Raw genomic sequence first — 18,426 nt, 5'->3', positions numbered from 1 at the left:
CGGCACAGGTTTGCTATGATTCACGCCCTCCGAAATGCCTGACCAGAGTAGTCCCATGTCCGATCGTAGTGCTCGTCTGCAAGCCCTTCACCAAGCCCTCAAGGAACGCATCCTGATCCTCGACGGCGGCATGGGCACGATGATCCAGAGCTACAAGCTTGAGGAAAACGACTACCGGGGCAAACGCTTTGCCGATTGGCCGAGTGACGTCAAGGGCAACAACGACCTGCTGGTGATCACCCGTCCGGACGTGATCGGCGGCATCGAAAAGGCCTACCTGGACGCCGGCGCCGACATTCTGGAAACCAACACCTTCAACGCCACGCGCATCTCCATGGCCGATTACGGCATGGAAGAACTGGCCTACGAATTAAACGTAGAAGGTGCGCGACTGGCCCGCAAGATCGCCGACGCCAAGACCCTGGAAAACCCGGCCAAGCCGCGTTTTGTCGCCGGCGTGCTGGGCCCGACCAGCCGTACCTGCTCGCTGTCGCCGGACGTGAACAACCCCGGCTACCGCAACGTGACCTTTGACGAGCTGGTGGAAAACTACACCGAAGCCACCAAAGGCCTGATCGAAGGCGGCGCCGACCTGATCCTGATCGAAACCATTTTCGACACCCTCAACGCCAAGGCCGCGATCTTCGCGGTGCAAGGCGTGTTCGAAGAACTGAACGTCGAACTGCCGATCATGATCTCCGGCACCATCACCGACGCCTCCGGCCGTACCCTGTCGGGCCAGACCACCGAAGCGTTCTGGAACTCCGTCAGCCACGCCAAGCCACTGTCCGTGGGCCTCAACTGCGCGCTGGGCGCCAGCGAACTGCGTCCGTACCTGGAAGAGCTGTCGAACAAGGCCAATACCCACGTTTCCGCGCACCCGAACGCCGGCCTGCCCAACGAATTCGGCGAATACGACGAGTTACCGTCGCAAACCGCCAAGGTCATCGAAGAGTTCGCCCAGAGCGGCTTCCTCAACATCGTCGGCGGCTGCTGCGGTACCACGCCGGGCCACATTGAAGCGATCGCCAAGGCCGTGGCCGGCTATGCACCGCGCCCGATTCCGGACATTCCCAAGGCGTGCCGCCTGTCGGGCCTGGAGCCGTTCACCATTGATCGCAGCTCGTTGTTCGTCAACGTCGGCGAGCGCACCAACATCACCGGCTCTGCACGTTTTGCCCGCCTGATCCGTGAAGACAACTACACCGAAGCCCTGGAAGTCGCCCTGCAGCAGGTGGAAGCCGGCGCGCAGGTGATCGACATCAACATGGACGAGGGCATGCTCGATTCGAAGAAGGCCATGGTGACCTTCCTCAACCTGATTGCCGGCGAGCCGGACATCTCTCGCGTACCGATCATGATCGACTCCTCCAAGTGGGAAGTGATCGAAGCCGGCCTTAAGTGCATTCAGGGCAAGGGCATCGTCAACTCCATCAGCATGAAGGAAGGCGTCGAGCAGTTCATTCACCACGCCAAGCTGTGCAAGCGCTATGGCGCCGCCGTGGTGGTAATGGCCTTCGACGAAGCCGGCCAGGCCGACACCGAAGCGCGCAAGAAAGAAATCTGCAAACGCTCCTACGACATCCTCGTCAATGAAGTCGGCTTCCCGCCGGAAGACATCATTTTCGACCCGAACATCTTCGCGGTCGCCACCGGTATCGAGGAGCACAACAACTACGCCGTCGACTTCATCAATGCCTGTGCCTACATCCGCGACGAGCTGCCGTACGCGCTGACCTCGGGCGGCGTGTCCAACGTGTCGTTCTCGTTCCGTGGCAACAACCCGGTGCGTGAGGCGATTCACTCGGTGTTTTTGCTGTATGCGATCCGCAATGGCCTGAGCATGGGTATCGTCAACGCCGGCCAGCTGGAGATCTACGACCAGATCCCGGCCGAGCTGCGCGATGCGGTGGAAGACGTGGTGCTCAACCGCACGCCGGAAGGCACTGACGCCCTGCTGGCCATCGCCGACAAGTACAAGGGCGACGGCAGCGTCAAAGAAGCCGAGACCGAAGAATGGCGTGGCTGGGACGTCAACAAGCGCCTGGAACACGCGCTGGTCAAAGGCATCACCACGCACATCGTTGAAGACACCGAAGAATCGCGCCAGTCGTTCGCGCGCCCGATCGAAGTGATCGAAGGCCCGCTGATGTCCGGCATGAACATCGTCGGTGACCTGTTCGGCGCCGGCAAAATGTTCCTGCCCCAGGTGGTGAAGTCCGCCCGGGTGATGAAGCAGGCCGTGGCCCACTTGATTCCGTTTATCGAGCTGGAAAAAGGCGACAAGCCGGAAGCCAAGGGCAAGATCCTGATGGCCACCGTTAAAGGTGACGTACACGACATCGGCAAGAACATCGTCGGCGTGGTGCTCGGTTGCAACGGCTACGACATTGTCGACCTGGGCGTGATGGTGCCGGCGGAGAAGATCCTGCAGGTGGCCAAGGAACAGAAGTGCGACATCATTGGCCTGTCCGGCCTGATCACGCCGTCGCTGGATGAGATGGTGCACGTGGCCCGCGAGATGCAGCGCCAGGACTTCCACCTGCCGCTGATGATCGGTGGCGCCACCACCTCCAAGGCGCACACGGCAGTTAAGATCGAGCCCAAGTACAGCAACGACGCGGTGATCTACGTCACCGACGCCTCGCGCGCAGTGGGCGTGGCCACGCAATTGCTGTCCAAGGAGCTGAAGGCCGGCTTCGTCGAGAAAACCCGCCTGGAATACATCGACGTGCGCGAGCGTACGTCCAACCGCAGCGCCCGCACCGAGCGCCTGAGCTACCCGGCGGCCATCGCCAAGAAACCGCAGTTCGACTGGAGCACCTACACCCCGGTCAAGCCGACCTTTACCGGCGCCAAGGTGCTGGACAATATCGACCTCAAGGTGCTGGCCGAGTACATCGACTGGACGCCGTTCTTTATCTCCTGGGACCTGGCCGGCAAGTTCCCGCGCATCCTCGAAGACGAAGTGGTCGGTGAAGCGGCCACCGCGCTCTACGCCGATGCCCAGGAAATGCTCAAGAAGCTGATCGACGAAAAACTCATCAGCGCTCGCGCGGTGTTCGGTTTCTGGCCGACCAACCAGGTGCAGGACGATGACCTGGAAGTCTACGGCGACGATGGCCAGCCGATTGCCAAGCTGCATCACCTGCGCCAGCAGATCATCAAGACCGACGGCAAGCCGAACTTCTCGCTGGCCGACTTCGTGGCGCCAAAAGACAGCGGCGTGACCGACTACATCGGTGGCTTTATCACCACCGCCGGTATCGGCGCCGAAGAAGTCGCCAAGGCTTACCAGGACGCCGGCGACGACTACAACTCGATCATGGTCAAGGCCCTGGCCGACCGCCTCGCCGAAGCCTGCGCCGAGTGGCTGCACCAGCAAGTGCGTAAAGAGCACTGGGGTTACGCCAAGGACGAGCAGCTGGACAACGAGGCGCTGATCAAGGAGCAATACAGCGGCATCCGCCCTGCTCCCGGCTACCCGGCGTGCCCTGATCACACCGAGAAGGCCCAGCTGTTCCAATTGCTGGACCCCCAGGCGCGCGAAATGCACGCCGGGCGCAGCGGCGTGTTCCTCACCGAGCACTACGCGATGTTCCCGGCGGCGGCGGTCAGTGGCTGGTACTTCGCCCATCCGCAGGCGCAGTACTTTGCCGTGGGCAAGGTCGACAAGGATCAGGTCACGAGCTACACCGCGCGCAAAGGCCAGGACCTGGCTGTGACCGAGCGCTGGCTGGCGCCGAACCTGGGTTACGACAACTGATCGGCTAATGGCCCAGCGCGGCGATCTCCCGCGCTGACAGCGCGTTTATCAAGGCCTGGCGCTGCACCTTGTTGGCCTTCTGCAACGCCTCCATCTGCTGCAGGTACGCCGAATTCATGTCGGGGTAGCGATCCTCCAGCGCAGAGGCGCTGTCTGCCAGCGTCTGCTGCAGCCGGGCGAACGCGTCCGGGTACTGCTGCTGCAGATAATCGACCCAGTACGCGCGCGCCGTCAGTTGCTCGATGAACAGCGGTGTCTGTTCGCGGGCCATGATCGTCGTATAGGCCGCCTCCAGGTCGACTGGCCGTACTCCGGAAAGACCTTCGTAAAGCATGCTTGCAGGTTGCCTGGGCAAGGCCAGGCGCCGGGCCAGGCCGATGCGGTAGGCCAGGCGTATTTCAGCCGGGTCGGTGCCCGGGTTTTCGCGGATCCGCACGCTCGCCACCGCCTCCAGCTGGTCAAGGCGGAATAACCCTCTGGACAGTTTCAGCAGGGCGCGCCCCTTGTCGGTGGGGTCGATGGCACGCAGGGCATTGAACTCATAGACTTCGACTTCCAGCGCGTTGAACAACAGCATGCGGCCATCCCCGCAGGTCACCGTAAGCCTGGAAGCACGCGCGATGCCCATCAGCCGCTCGCACAAGGCCGCATCGCCGTAGGCCGCCTCCAGCACCTGCCAAACCCGCCCGGCCAGGTCGGCGCGGTCGAGTTCGAAGTCGCGGGTATTACGCAGTTGCGCCAGTATGTTGGAGAAATCACCGCTGTCGTCACGGGCGATGACCGTGTCCCATATCGCGTGCTTCTCCGAGTCGACGGACACGCCGTCAAACCAGCGTGCCTTTTGCACCGCTGCCGGCTCCAGCTCAGGGTGAACATCAGGTTGTTCGTCATCGGACTCGGCCCCGTACCCCGCCAACTGATCGTCAATTTCCTCGGCACTGAAACCCAGCCCACGCTCGGTTTCGCGTTGATACTCGCGCAGGCGGATCAACGCTTCCTCAAGCAGCAGGTTGCCGGACAAATCGGTACCGGCCATCAAGGCAGCATGTTGCGGCTCAAATGCGTCGGCAGGGATCACGGCTATCGGGTAGTTGTTCCTGAGATCGAGGCGGGTCAGCGCGGGGGCTTGCAACGCGCCGGTGGGCCATTCGGACAACCGGTTGCGACTCAGATCCAGGCTTTGCAGGCGGTCAAGACCGGTGAGGTCAAACGTGCTCAGGGCGTTGCGCCCCAGGTCCAACACTTGCAGGCGCGGCAAGCCACGCAGTTGGCTCTGCAACGGCACGTTGGCCGCCAGCGCGTTGTCGTGGATGCCCAGTTCGGTCAGGTCTGCCATCTGCGTTAGGGCCTCGGGCAACGTGCCCATGCGGTTGCCGTTGAGCATCAGGCGGTTCAAGCGCGGGAAGGCGCGTAGAAAATCATTCGAGGCGGTGGTGAGCCGCACACCGCTCAGGTCCAGCGCCCGCACATGGTTGAAGGTAACCGGCAGCGCCGGCAGGTCGCCGAGGATCAGGCCGCTCAAGTCAAGCGCAGCGTCATTGGCGGGCGCCTGGATGCCTCGCACGTCGCTCAGCGTCTCTCGCCAGCAGCCCAGCAGCCGATCAGCGGCGCGCCGGCGATCGGTCGCGTTGACCCACTCGTTACGGTTGCGCACGGCGGGCCTGTCAATCCAGCCATTCAGCCGCTCGATCATCTGGGTGTGCTGCGCCTGCCACTGGCGCAACGCCGTTTCGATCTGCGTGGCACTCACGTCCTGCGCCAGCCATGTGTCGATTCGCTTGCCGGCCTGGGTGGCATCAAGCTGTGGATCAAGGCGTTGCAGGCGCTCGGCCGAGGTCAGTGACGCCTCGGTGTCTTTGGGCGCCAATGCCAACGGCATTATCAGGTCCGGGTGCTGTGACACTTCTACCGGGAAGAACATGGGATCGCCGCCGGTCATCCCGGCCGCGAGTACGTTTCGATCAATCCCGAACGGCCGGTCAAACATGCTCGCCATGGGTCTTCCGGCGCTGGTGCGGCGGGCAAAAGCCTGCGCCACGGCCAGCGCCGTAGGGCTCAAGCGGCAACCGCGCAGGCTGGTGCCGGCCAGCAGCACATCGTGCCCGGCCAGCACCGCTTCGGGAATGCCGGTGACAGCACTGTGGCTGAGGTCGAGGAAACCCAGGCGCGGCAGGTTCAGCACGCCCTCGGGCCAGTCGACGATCGCGGTCTGCCCCAGGTTCAGCGACACCAGTTCTGTCAGCGACGTGACGCTCAGCCGGCCAACGCGGTTCATCGACAAGTCCAGCCGTCGCAGTGCTTTGAGGCGGTTGAGCCGCGTCTGGGTAGGCGTGGTGATCGTCAGTTCGTTGCCACACAGACTCAGGTCGCTCAGGTGTTCCAGCGTCTCAAGGGCCTGAGGCAGCTCGGTCAGGCGGTTGTGACTCAGATCCAGTTCGCGCAACTGCACAAACCGGCCCACGAACGCATTCACCTGCACCGCCGTGAGCTTTGCACCGGCCAGGATCAAACGCCGGATGTGCGGGAACAGCGTATTGCCCAGCGCCGGCAAATCGCCCGGCGCACCATATTCGCGCAAGTCCAATGTCTCTCTCATCGGCTCGCCACGGCCTCGCGACGGGCCCGCCACCGGTTCGCGGGTCGCGTACCGGGCAGCCAGCGCGTCACGCCAGCACACGCGCAGCCGGTCCGCCAGCGTCTGGCGATGGTGGGAGGGCATTTGCTCGCCCTCGATGCGCGCCCCATCGCGGCTTTGCCATTCAACCAGCGGCGCATCCCAGGCGCGATACGCCTCGTGCAGCGCCTCGACCTTATTCAGCAACGCACGGCCCGCCAGGCCGTCCTGATGGAACGCGGCGAGTGCACTGGCGGCGAAGGTCGGGACATGCGGCACCAGCGCTTCCAGGCGCTGTTCACAGTACTGCGCGACGATGTAAGGTTCGTCCACCAGATGCGCCGGATTGCCCTGCACGTAGTCAAAGGCCTGTCGGAACGCCTGCGGTTCCAGGGCCTTCCAGTTCAACCTCAAGCGGCGCCACAAACGCTCATGCCCCGTGAACAGTTCGTCGGGCAGTGCGGCGAGCTGCACGCCGGTCAGGTCGGCCGACTCAAGCCCCTCAAGCGCCAGCAGCCCTGCCGGCCATTCGCGCAGGTTGCCGGCCAGCCGCAACGTACGCAAACGCGGCAGCGCACGGTAATCCAGGGCCGGAAGGCTGCCGGTCAAGTGCAACTGCTCCAGCTGGCTCATGCCTTGAAGCGCCTGGGTCAATGCCGGCGAATACTCGCCGAAAAACGTCGGCAGCTCGAGCTTGAGCTCGGTAATGCCGGTGAGCCCCGCCAGCACGTCGGCGAATGCAGCCATGTTGGCTGAATCAATGGAAATATCGAGGGCTTCGAGCGCGCCAAACTGTTCGGAAAGTGCACCTGCGGCGAGCTGTGAACTGCTGATTCGCACCTTGCGCACATGGGAAAAATCGGCAGCCCAGGTCGGTAACGGCTCGGTGCCCAACAGATCGAGTTCGAACAACGGCGCCTGCCCGCGGTACACACCGTTTCTCCAGCCGGCAATGAGCCGCTCGGCAATATCGCGCCGGGTTGGCCAGTTGGCCCCCCGAGGATAGGCAGGCACGGCGCCTTCGACCCAGGTGTCCAATGCTGCGCGCAAGCCCTCGAACTCTCTGCGTCGGTTCTCCAACAGGTGGAACACCTGCTGATCGGAATCGCCGGCAAGCAGTCGACTCCTGACGAACTGCAACGCCTGCTGATCATCCAGATTGGGATAAATATCGCGCACCCTGGCAACCAACGGCTCGTCGGCAAACCCCACCGCATCACCGCTGGCCGCATAACCCGGTTGACCGGTCGGGCTTCGTACCCGGCGACCGGCGCCGGCCTTGAGCGGCTCGCGCTTGAGGATGCGCGACATCGCCTCGCGGTGGCTGCACGCATAGTCCGCCACCTGCTTGCGCAACGCCTCAGCCGGCTCGCCCTGCAAAGACTCGCGCAGCGCATCAGGCAGCGCGTGCAGCAGCGACTCAAACAGATTGCGACCGTACCGGGGAAGGCTATTGAGTGCCCTGCCCTCGGCATCCAGCAGCCGAAAACTCTCATCCGCCTTGATCAGGTAATAACGCGTTGCGGCCTGTTCTGCGCCGATGCTGTCCACCAGCGGCCCTTTGATGCCCAGGGACCGTTCTTCGATGCGAATAGCCGTCGACCAACCGGGCAGTTGCTCGAGGCTGTGCAGCGCCAAGCGATCACTGGCCGCAGAGGCCAGGTTTTCGCGGTACACGCCTGCCAGGGCGCGGCTCAGACTGCCCTGATGCAGGTGCACGCGAATGGCTTTGGCCAGGCGCAGAGACACCCGGCCACTGCTGCGCAGTTGGCTCAACTCAGCAGCGCTGGCACTGGCCAGTACCCGCTGCGCGGCTTCTGGCGAGAGTGACGTAAAACTGCGCTGCAGTGCGCGAGTGTCGGTGTCTGGCGGCGCCCGTCGGCTCTGGAGGCTGTCGAACAGCGCCTTCTTGCGGGCCTGCGCCTGATCGGCCAGACGCTCTCTGAACACCTGCACCTGGTCGGCGCCGGCCTGGATGCTTTCGCGGCCCAGCAAACGGCTGATTTGCTCGTCATTGAGGGCTGCCAGCACGTGCGCCGGCAATTGCCCGGTATCGACCTGCGCCTGGGTGACCTTGATCGTGGGCCTTGTGCTGCCCGGCGACGCTGCGCCAAACCGCTGGGAAGTGCCCCAGGGCTCGGGCCCGCTGAACACCTCCACCACCTCCTCGACCGGCCAGCCCGGCATGTCCACGGCCAGCGGCACCATGAACTGGCAGAGGCCCTCCACGCAGGCGCCTTCGCGGATTTGCCTGATCACCTCGTCCGCCTGGCGGTCTGCCTCGAACAGCCGGGCCATCTCCAACACCTCCGGCGGCGGCGCCTGTTGATCCATGTGCAGTTTGCGCAATTGGTCATCACTGATCCCGCAGACGTCGGCGATCTGTTCCAGTTGCGCATCGGAAAATGGCTCCATGTGCAGCCCGCAGCGGCGCAGCAATGTGCTGCGACGCCATGTCAACGGCCGCTCCAGCGTGTGCCGCCAGGCACCGTGCCCGTTGTGTTGCACAATCGGCTGATAGGCGTCGATCTCAGTCGGGTGCTTGATCCGCCATTGCTTGCGCACCGGGTCGAAGGTCTTTTCGTAAACATTGCCCTCCAGCGCAATGTAGGTTTTGCCTGCTACCGGGTATTGCCCCAACGCGTTGGGTTCAAGCCCCTTGAGCGAGACGCTGCTTTTGTAGGCCGCAAGGTCTGGATGCCACAAGCGCAGTTTGCCGAACGGCGTGACCACCCGGCTCATGCCGTTGACGAAGCGCGACGGCACAACCGGCGGCGCCCTGCCCGCCACGGCACCCAGCGCGGCCATGAACGCGACGTTCTGCATCACCGAGGCAAGATGCGCCCAGGCCTCGTCACTGTCGCCAGCGTTCCAGGCTTCCACGCCTTGATAAACCTCATAGCCGATCTGTATGGCGGTGACGGCCATCATCACTTCGCCCAGGCCCGGCACCAAAAACGCCGCCACATTGAGGAGGTTCAAGCCCCATTCGGCCCAGTGCTTGAGGCGATTGACCCAGGCATCGTGATCGACCTGCGCGGTGGGCACCGCCAGCAACTTCGCGTTGGACCTGAGGCGTGCAAGGTGCCGTTCGTACAGATGGCCGAACACCTCGACGTTGATGAAGGTCTCTTCGGGCCGCAGGTTGACGTTGTCGTTCCAGACTTCTTCGTACATGCCGTGGGCGTAGGCCGCAGGGTTGTAATTGGGCCCTGGGGGCAGCGGGTTCGGGTTCCAACGCGTGGTCTTCAATTGGCTTCTAAGCCGCCGAAGGAACGTCTGCGCTTCATCCTGGGCCAAGAAGCCGGTAAAAAAACGCTGGTAGTCCACCGAGCGCAGGTTGAGCGCCAACTGCGCGGTGAACGCCTTGAGCGATGCGTACTCCCTGACGGGGTTACGCGGATCGCCGGGGATCCACACGATGATTCGACTGTCGCCCACCTGGGGTCTGAGCAACTCGGCCGCCGGCAGGAAAACGTCGATGAGCGTCACCACGCCCGGCAACGGCTTGCGCGCGCTGGCGCCGATGATCAGCACCTCGCTCACCTGCGCCCCCAACAGGTTCAACTGGCTGTAAGCCACCGGCTTGCCATCCAGGCTCGGTGCGGGATGGGCATCGAGTATCGCCAGCAACGTGGCGTAGGCCGTGGGGCTGAGGGTCGAGCGCAGGCGAGCGATGTGGGCTTGTACCCGCAGCGTGTCCTTGTTTGCCTCGATCATCTGCCGGCGCACCTGCGCCGCAGTGGCTGGCGTCTCAAACACGCCGCTCAGGTGTTGCTGGTACTGCTGACCCAGGTCCAGCTCGCGGCACAGGCTGGCGAAATCCTCAGGCTTGATCGACAGCTTGTCGCGCAGGCGGTAACGCCATTTCGCAAAGGGATAACGCTCGCTTTCATCGTACGCCAGGGTGTCCAGCGACCCCGCCGGGGCCAGCGCACTGGTTTCCTGCAACGCGGTTTCATCAAACCGTTCGCCGTCTTCGAAGTTGCGCAGCGCGGCTTGCAACAGGGACTGCTGTTCGACCCGGTTGGGCGCGTGCAGGTGGAACAGCACGGTGGTGTTGACGTCGGGTGTTTGGCCGAATGTCTTGTGCAATGCCTCGGCCAGCAACGGCTCGGCAAACTCGGTGACGCCTTTGAAGTCTTTCAGCGTTGCTGCCAGGGCCTGGCTGGAGGCCTGGCGCCGGCGGCCGCTGTGGTCCAGGGCCTGGCGCAATGCTGGGCTGGCGGCGGCAAAGGCCTCGGGGTAGGCGCTCTTGAAGCGCTGCACCGGGTCGCGGGCGCGGTTGAGGGCCTCGATATCCGGCGCCGCCAGGTGTTTGATCCATCCGGGCAAACGGGTCTTGATGAAGGGAACATGAAGTGAGGGGGCAGGCATGTGAGCAGATTCCTGATGCGTCTTGAGGAAGCATCAGAAAATCACGCTGGCGGCCCCGCGAAGCGGTGCACTTTTATCGCCCGCTGCGGGGAATTGACTATGCTTGCTCAGGATCGACCGAATCCGCATGACGAGGGTTTTATGAACGACTCACCCAATAAGCCCCCTACTTTCTGGCAAATGCTGCACAGCGTGATGGCCGCAGCCTTCGGGGTGCAAAGCGGGAAGAACCGCGCGCGCGATTTTACTCACGGCAAGCCCAGCCACTTCGTGATCATGGGAATTGTGTTCACGGCGGTGTTTGCGCTGACCTTGTTCGCCATCGTCAAGCTGGTGCTGCACCTGGCAGGCGTTTGAGTGCGCTCAAGGCGTTAACAGCTGCAAACCGAACGGGTAAACGTAACCGGCGGGCTTGCCCTGGGCCGACAATGCCCGAAAATTCACGCCGTAGACCTGCGCCGCGTTGATGTCCAGCAGACGCTGGGCAAGGTCCGGGCCGATCAACTCAAACAGATCGAGCCTGCGTTCATTCACGCCGTTCTGGCGGATATCCAGCCCCAGCGCATCGTCATGCAGCAGCACCATCGCCCAGCCGCCAAGGGTGAAGTGCCCCGCCACCAATGCGCTCAAGCGCCCATCGAGGCGGGCCCGCAATACCTCGGGCGAACTGTTGACGGCGCTGAACAGCACCTCCTTGCCCGGCGTACGCCCAGTGGCTTGCAGCGCCTCCATCGCGCCCAGCGCCATTTCATCATTGGCCGACCACACCAGAGCGGTTTGCGGATAACGTTTGAACAGTTGTGTGGCCTGGTCGAACGCGCGCTGGCGGCTCCACTCGCCGTACACCAGCTGGCGCAAACGCACGTAGGGAAAATCGACCAGAGCCCGCTGTAAACCCTGCTCGCGCAGTTGCGCCGCCGGCGTGGTCTTGGCCCCGGAAAACGCCAGCAGATCGAGGGTTTGGCCGGGTGCGACGGGGCCATGCTGACGCAGCAGCTCTTTGAGCATCAGGTAACCGGCATCCTCATCATTGGCGATAAGACTGCCGAGCCAGTTGGGATAGCTGTGTGCATTGAGCAATTGCACCTGGTCGCTGGTCAGGGCGTTATTCACGATCAGCAGCTTGACTGGGCTGCCCTGGGCCATGCGCAGAATCTGCGGGGCGACGTATCGCTCATTCACCAGCACCAGGTAATCAGGCCGCTCGCTGCCTTGCAGCGCTTCCCGGGCCTGTGCCAGGGTGTTACGCGGATCGCGCTCGGAATAAAGCACGCGCAAATCCAGGCCGAGGTCCTTGGCAGCGGCCTGCATGAATTGCGCGTAGTTGACCCAGAAGGTTTCCGTGGACGTGCCAGGGTTGAGAAACACCACCGACGCGGCGTGGGCCGTGGCCCCGAACGTCGATCCCAGCAACCACACACACGTAATAAAAACCTTCAACATAGTTGTCAGAACCTTGAACGTTGACCGCCATGATAGTGGCAATACGACAGTCAATCGAGGTCCAATCAACGCTGGTTTATTGGTGGCTAACCCAGAACACGGCGGTTCCAACCACCAGGATTATCAAAAACAAAATCGCCCAGGCATCAACGGTACTGTCGGGTTTACGGGCTTTGGTCGAATTGCTCATTGCATCGCCTCTTATCGGTTTTATAGGTGATTGCACTCAAACACGCTCACAGTAAAGTTGATGATTGCCCGCATGACAAATGTGGGTATCGCGATAACCCTTCTCATTAGGCATTTTGGTTATTTGCATATACTCAAACATCACTTTTGCGCATAAACGCAAACTGGTATCGTGCGCCGGCTCCGTTGGGAGTGCGCGGCCGTGCGCGCAGATTTGCCGAGAACAGGACCTATATGTACGTATACGACGAATACGATCAGCGCATCATTGAGGACCGCGTCAAGCAGTTCCGTGATCAGACCCGACGCTACCTAGCAGGTGAACTGAGCGAAGAAGAGTTCCGCCCTCTGCGCCTGCAAAATGGCCTTTATGTTCAGCGCTTTGCGCCGATGCTGCGGGTTGCCGTGCCTTATGGCCAACTGACTTCCCGTCAGACACGCATGATGGCCAAGATTGCCCGCGACTTCGACAAAGGCTACGCCCACATCAGTACCCGCCAGAACGTACAGTTCAACTGGCCGGCGCTGGAGGACGTGCCGGACATCCTGGCCGAGCTGGCCACCGTGCAGATGCACGCCATTCAGACCAGCGGTAACTGCCTGCGCAACGTGACCACCGACCAATTCGCCGGTGTGGCGGCCGATGAGCTGATCGACCCGCGTCCGTGGTGTGAAATCGTGCGTCAGTGGACCACCTTCCACCCTGAGTTCGCCTACCTGCCGCGCAAGTTCAAGATCGCCATCAATGGCTCGACCTCGGACCGCGCCGCCATCGAAGTGCACGATATCGGCCTTGAGCCGGTGCACAACGCGGCCGGCGAGCTGGGTTTCCGCGTGCTGGTCGGTGGTGGCCTGGGCCGTACGCCGGTCGTTGGCGCGTTCATCAATGAATTCCTGCCCTGGCAAGACCTGTTGAGCTACCTCGACGCCATCCTGCGGGTCTACAACCGCTACGGCCGTCGTGACAACAAATACAAGGCCCGGATCAAAATCCTGGTCAAGGCGCTGACCCCTGAGGTATTCGCGCAGAAAGTCGACGCCGAAATGGAACACCTGCGCGGTGGCCAAACCACGCTGACCGAAGCCGAAGTACACCGCGTGGCCAAGCACTTCGTCGATCCTGAGTACAAGGCCCTGAGCAATCAGGACGCCGAGTTGGCTGCACTCGATCAGCAGCACCCAGGTTTCGCCCGCTGGCGCACCCGCAACACCCTGGCGCATAAAAAGCCGGGCTACGTCGCCGTGACCCTGTCGCTCAAACCCACCGGCGTTGCGCCGGGTGACATCACCGACAAGCAGCTGGACGCCGTTGCCGACCTGGCCGAGCGCTACAGCTTTGGCCAACTGCGCACCTCCCACGAGCAGAACATCATTCTCGCGGACGTGGAGCAAAGCCAGCTGTTCACCCTGTGGGGCGAGCTGCGCGAAGGTGGTTTCGCCACGCCGAACATCGGCTTGCTGACCGACATCATCTGCTGCCCGGGCGGCGATTTCTGCTCCCTGGCCAACGCTAAATCGATCCCGATTGCCGAATCGATCCAGCGCCGTTTCGACGACCTGGACTACCTGTTCGACATCGGCGAGCTGGACCTGAACATCTCCGGTTGCATGAACGCCTGTGGTCACCACCACGTCGGCCACATCGGCATCCTGGGCGTGGACAAGAAAGGCGAAGAATTCTACCAAGTGTCCCTGGGCGGCAGTGCCAGCCGCGATGCGAGCCTGGGCAAGATCCTCGGCCCGTCCTTCGCCCAGGAAGCCATGCCCGAGGTGATCGGCAAACTGATCGATGTGTACATCGAACAGCGCACCGAAGATGAGCGTTTCATCGACACCTACCAGCGCATCGGCATCGACCTGTTCAAGGAGCGCGTCTATGCAGCGAATCATTAAGAACAACGAAGTCCTCGACGAAACCTGGCACCTGCTGCCCAAGGACGCGAGCTTCGACGGCATTTCCAACTGCGACGACCTGATCGTGCCGTTGGCCCTGTGGCGCGAGCACGGCCATGCCCTCAAGGCCCGCGACGGCGGCCTGGGTGTGTGGCTGGACGCCGATGAAGAAGCCGAAGAGATCGGCGCCGACGTGGAGCACTTCCAGGTCATCGCCCTGAACTTCCCGGCCTTCACCGACGGGCGCAACTACTCCAACGCGCGCCTGCTGCGTGACCGCTACGGCTTCAAGGGCGAGCTGCGCGCGATTGGCGACGTGCTGCGCGACCAGCTGTTTTATCTGCACCGTTGCGGGTTCGACGCCTTCGCCTTGCGTGCCGACAAAGACCCGTACGAAGCGCTGGAAAGCCTCAAGGATTTCTCGGTGACGTACCAGGCAGCCACGGATGAGCCGTTGCCGCTGTTTCGTCGTCGCTAAGCGTTAGCCCATGAAAAAGCCCTGGCATGCCAGGGCTTTTTTATGTCCGCTCGGTACAGCAATGAGCGAGCCACGAGGACTGTGGGGGGTTGCAATCGTGACTGCACATGCAATGTCAGCAACACCAAAGCACCACTGTGGGCGCACGATGACGCAATCTTCACACTAAAGGATGAACATCCGCCGTGATCGAACTGTCCCCTATTGATCAGCAGTTTTTAACCTCACTGACGATTGGAGTTTTTCATGGCGAAAATCAACCTGGCCCAGCAATTGGCGACCACCCTTGAACAGGCGGGCATCAAGCGCATCTGGGGCCTGACCGGCGACAGCCTCAATGGCTTGACCGACGCCTTGCGCACCATGGACAGCATCGAGTGGATGCACGTGCGCCACGAAGAGGTGGCCGCGTTCGCCGCCGGTGCCGAGGCCGCCGCCACCGGCGAATTGACGGTGTGCGCCGGCAGCTGCGGGCCGGGCAACCTGCACTTGATCAATGGCCTGTTCGACTGCCATCGCAACCACGTGCCGGTGCTGGCCATTGCTGCGCAAATCCCCTCCTCCGAAATCGGCTTGAACTACTTTCAGGAAACCCATCCACAGGAGCTGTTCAAGGAGTGCAGCCACTTTATCGAGTTGGTGACCAACCCTGCGCAGATGCCCCAAGTGCTGCACCGCGCGATGCGCTCGGCGATTCTTAACCGTGGCGTAGCGGTGGTCGTCATTCCAGGCGACGTGTCGTTGCTGGAAGTGGAAAACACCCTCAAGCCGTGGCCGGCCCTGCATGCGCCGCGCACCTTGCCGGCGGAACAGGACCTGCAACGCCTCAGCGAAATCCTGCAGAGCAGCGAGAAAGTCACCTTGCTGTGCGGCAGCGGTTGCGCCGGTGCCCATGACCAGGTCGTGGCCCTGGCCGATGCCCTCGGCGCACCGGTGGTGCACGCGTTGCGCGGCAAAGAACATGTGGAATGGGACAACCCGTTTGACGTGGGCATGACCGGCCTGATCGGGTTCAGCTCGGGTTACCACGCCATGCTCAACTGCGACACGCTGATCATGCTCGGCACCGACTTTCCCTACCGCCAGTTCTACCCGACCGACGCAAAAATCATCCAGGTCGACCGTAATCCGCAGGCGCTCGGGCGTCGGGCCACGCTGGACCTGGGCATCGCCGCCGACGTCAGCGAAACCATCAACGCGCTGCTGCCACGCTTGACGCGCAAAACCGATCGCAGCTTTCTCGAGACCTCGCTTAAGCATTACCAAAAAGCCCGCCAAGGCCTGGACGACCTGGCAGAACCCTCGAAGGCCGACCGGCCAATCCACCCACAGTACGTCGCACGCTTGCTCAGTGAGTTGGCGGACGACGATGCCATCTTCACAGCCGACGTCGGCTCGCCCACCGTGTGGGCCGCGCGCTACCTGAAGATGAACGGCAAGCGCCGCCTGATCGGCTCGTTCAATCACGGTTCGATGGCGAATGCGATGCCTCAGGCCATCGGCGCCCAGGCGGCCTTTCCCGGACGCCAAGTGATTTCGATGTCCGGCGACGGCGGTTTCGCCATGCTGATGGGCGATTTCATCTCGTTGGCGCAACTGAAACTGCCGGTAAAAGTCATCGTGTTCGATAACTCATCACTGGGTTTCGTCGCCATGGAAATGAAAGCCGCCGGCTACCTCGACACCGGCACCGAGCTGAAAAACCCTGACTTTGCGGCGATGTCCAACGCCATGGGCATCCTGGGCATCCGCGTGGAGCAATCCGAAGACCTCGAGCCGGCCCTGCGTCGCGCCCTGGCCCATGACGGCCCGGTGCTGGTGGACGTGGTCACGGCGACGCAGGAACTGGTCATGCCGCCGAGCATCAAGCTGGAACAGGCCAAGGGTTTCAGCCTGTACATGCTCAAGGCAGTGATGAGCGGGCGTGGCGACGAAGTGATCGAACTGGCGCGCACCAACTGGTTGCGCTGAGCTTCAGTCGCGGGGTGTTTCAGTGGCGCCGGGCAGCGCCATAGCGGAGCACCACCTGGGTGACGACCTCGACCATGCGCGGGTCGGCATCCGGGGCGCTGAACAGGCGAAACTCGGCATCGGGCAATGCGGGCAACCCGTGCTCGGCGCCGAGGACCGCCAAGCCTGGGCCCACTTGGCTTTGCGCCATCGGGGCCACGGCAAAACCGGCCGATGCCGCGGCGTGCAACGCCGCATAGCTGGCGCACTGCATGGCCGTACGCTGAGCAATTCCAGCTTGAGCAAGCCGTGACAGCGCCGCCTCGCGGTACGGACAGGGCTCGGGGAACAGGGCCAGTGGCAACGGCGTCGGCAATGCCGCCAGCGGTTGTACCGACCAGGCCCACACCAACGGTTCGCGCCATAACGCCAGGCCCGGCTCACTGGACTCGCACAACGAACCCACCACCACATCCAGCTCGCCCTGTTTCATCAAACTCAGCAACGAACCAGGGATGCCCACCTGCACGCTGATATGCAGGCCAGGGTACTGCGCGGCAACGTCCTGCAGCTCCCGCAGCAAACACGCCTCGGCGAACTCCTCCGACACACCTACGCGAAGGCTTCCTTCAAACGCCGAACGCGTCAGTTCTGCCCAGGCATCACGATGCAGCGCCAGGATGCCGCGCGCATAGGCGATCAACCGCTGACCATCCGGCGTCAACTGTTGGGAACGCGTGGTGCGCGTCAGCAGCGGTTTGCCGACCTGTTCTTCGAGGCGGCGCAAATGCCCGCTGACGGCCGATTGCGTCAGGTGCAGGCGCTCACCGGCGCGACTGAAGCCGCCTTCGTCCACGACCGCGACGAAGGTCTTGAGCAGCAAGGCATCAAACATATTCTGATAGGTGATCAATAGACGATGAAAATACGATTTATATTTCATCGAGCGCTATGTTGCAATGTTCAGGTCATCATTCCCGAGGCCTGTCATGACCACTCTTCTGCACATTGAATGCTCGCCGCGCAAACAGCGCTCCGCGTCGCTGGAAATCGCCCGACACTTTATCGCGCGCTATCAGCACAACGCCCCGGACACCCGCGTGGTGACGCTGGACCTTTGGGCTCTTGACCTGCCGGAGTTCGATGGTCCGATCATGGAGGCCAAATACGCCGGCCTCAGCGGCACAGCATTGACCGAGGAACAGGCGGCAGCCTGGGACGCGCTGAGATCGCTGGCGACCCATCTGCATCAGGCCGACCTGCTGGTGTTCTCGGTGCCACTGTGGAATTTCGCGCTGCCCTACAAGCTCAAGCACTTTATCGACGTGGTTTCGCAGAAAGGCGTGCTGTTCGAGTTCAGCCCGGAGCATGGGTTGCGCGGGTTGCTGCATGACAAAACGGCGGTGAATGTGTATGCGCGGGGCATGGATTTTTCAGCGCCTGACGCACAGGCGATGGACTTTCAGAAACCGTACATGGAGGCCTGGCTGGGGTTTATCGGCGTGACCGATGTGCACTCACTGTTTGTGGAAAAAACTATCTTGGGGCCAGAAGTGGATCAGGCGTCTCGCCAGGCAGCCACCGAGCAGGCGCTGGCGCTGGCAGACCGCCTCGCTTGACCACGGGGCGGCGGCAGGCGCCAGCTTGCCGGCGAAGGCGATGTGATTGGCAGCGCCAGGCGTGAGGGCCAATCGCCGGCAGGCAGGTTCCTACACA

The 18,426-nt window shown here is 62.5% G+C and carries 9 protein-coding genes; 6 read left to right on the top strand and 3 right to left on the bottom strand.

The window, feature by feature from the left end; genetic code table 11:
• The first annotated feature begins 55 nt into the window (after window positions 1–55).
• Window positions 56–3,766 carry a methionine synthase gene (metH, locus tag AB5I78_RS12245; RefSeq protein WP_145165981.1) on the top strand — a complete coding sequence of 1,237 codons (3,711 nt, stop codon included), beginning with the start codon at window positions 56–58 and terminating at the stop codon, window positions 3,764–3,766.
• A gap of 4 nt (window positions 3,767–3,770) precedes the next feature.
• Here metH and AB5I78_RS12240 read toward each other — a convergent pair whose 3' ends face one another.
• Complete coding sequence (locus AB5I78_RS12240; protein WP_369303231.1) at window positions 3,771–10,757, bottom strand: dermonecrotic toxin domain-containing protein; 6,987 nt, start codon at window positions 10,755–10,757, stop codon at window positions 3,771–3,773.
• 141 nt (window positions 10,758–10,898) lie between these two features.
• Here AB5I78_RS12240 and AB5I78_RS12235 point away from each other — a divergent pair, with 141 nt between their 5' ends.
• Window positions 10,899–11,114 (top strand): DUF2970 domain-containing protein, encoded by a 216-nt coding sequence (locus AB5I78_RS12235; RefSeq protein ID WP_145165989.1) that lies wholly within the window; start codon window positions 10,899–10,901, stop codon window positions 11,112–11,114.
• Window positions 11,115–11,120: 6 nt separating this feature from the next.
• On the opposite strand, the gene AB5I78_RS12230 is transcribed toward AB5I78_RS12235, so the two are convergent.
• On the bottom strand, window positions 11,121–12,200 hold the full coding sequence (locus AB5I78_RS12230) for an ABC transporter substrate-binding protein (protein WP_369303230.1): 1,080 nt from the start codon (window positions 12,198–12,200) through the stop codon (window positions 11,121–11,123).
• Between the two features lie 423 nt (window positions 12,201–12,623).
• Here AB5I78_RS12230 and AB5I78_RS12225 point away from each other — a divergent pair, with 423 nt between their 5' ends.
• From AB5I78_RS12225 to poxB, 3 genes are all read left to right on the top strand, one after another.
• Complete coding sequence (locus AB5I78_RS12225) at window positions 12,624–14,282, top strand: nitrite/sulfite reductase (protein WP_017136919.1); 1,659 nt, start codon at window positions 12,624–12,626, stop codon at window positions 14,280–14,282.
• Window positions 14,266–14,760 (top strand): DUF934 domain-containing protein, encoded by a 495-nt coding sequence (locus tag AB5I78_RS12220; RefSeq protein ID WP_145165977.1) that lies wholly within the window; start codon window positions 14,266–14,268, stop codon window positions 14,758–14,760. Before AB5I78_RS12225 ends, AB5I78_RS12220 begins: the two co-directional genes overlap by 17 nt.
• Before the next feature lie 246 nt (window positions 14,761–15,006).
• Window positions 15,007–16,731 carry a ubiquinone-dependent pyruvate dehydrogenase gene (poxB, locus tag AB5I78_RS12215; RefSeq protein ID WP_369303229.1) on the top strand — a complete coding sequence of 575 codons (1,725 nt, stop codon included), beginning with the start codon at window positions 15,007–15,009 and terminating at the stop codon, window positions 16,729–16,731.
• Window positions 16,732–16,750: 19 nt separating this feature from the next.
• Here the strand turns inward: poxB and AB5I78_RS12210 are convergent, their stop codons facing one another.
• Window positions 16,751–17,605, bottom strand: a complete 855-nt coding sequence (locus AB5I78_RS12210) for a LysR substrate-binding domain-containing protein (RefSeq protein ID WP_369303255.1) — start codon at window positions 17,603–17,605, stop codon at window positions 16,751–16,753.
• A gap of 94 nt (window positions 17,606–17,699) precedes the next feature.
• On the opposite strand from AB5I78_RS12210, the gene AB5I78_RS12205 reads away from it, so the two are divergent.
• Window positions 17,700–18,329: an FMN-dependent NADH-azoreductase gene (locus tag AB5I78_RS12205; RefSeq protein WP_369303228.1), complete on the top strand. Its 630-nt coding sequence runs from the start codon at window positions 17,700–17,702 to the stop codon at window positions 18,327–18,329.
• Window positions 18,330–18,426 lie beyond the last annotated feature (97 nt).

Origin of the sequence: Pseudomonas sp. N2-3-1-14 (genome assembly GCF_041228395.1) — a bacterium.
Classification (GTDB): Bacteria; Pseudomonadota; Gammaproteobacteria; order Pseudomonadales; family Pseudomonadaceae; genus Aquipseudomonas.
Note: the sequence above shows the minus strand (reverse complement) of the source record. Positions and strands in the feature narration are given on the sequence as shown.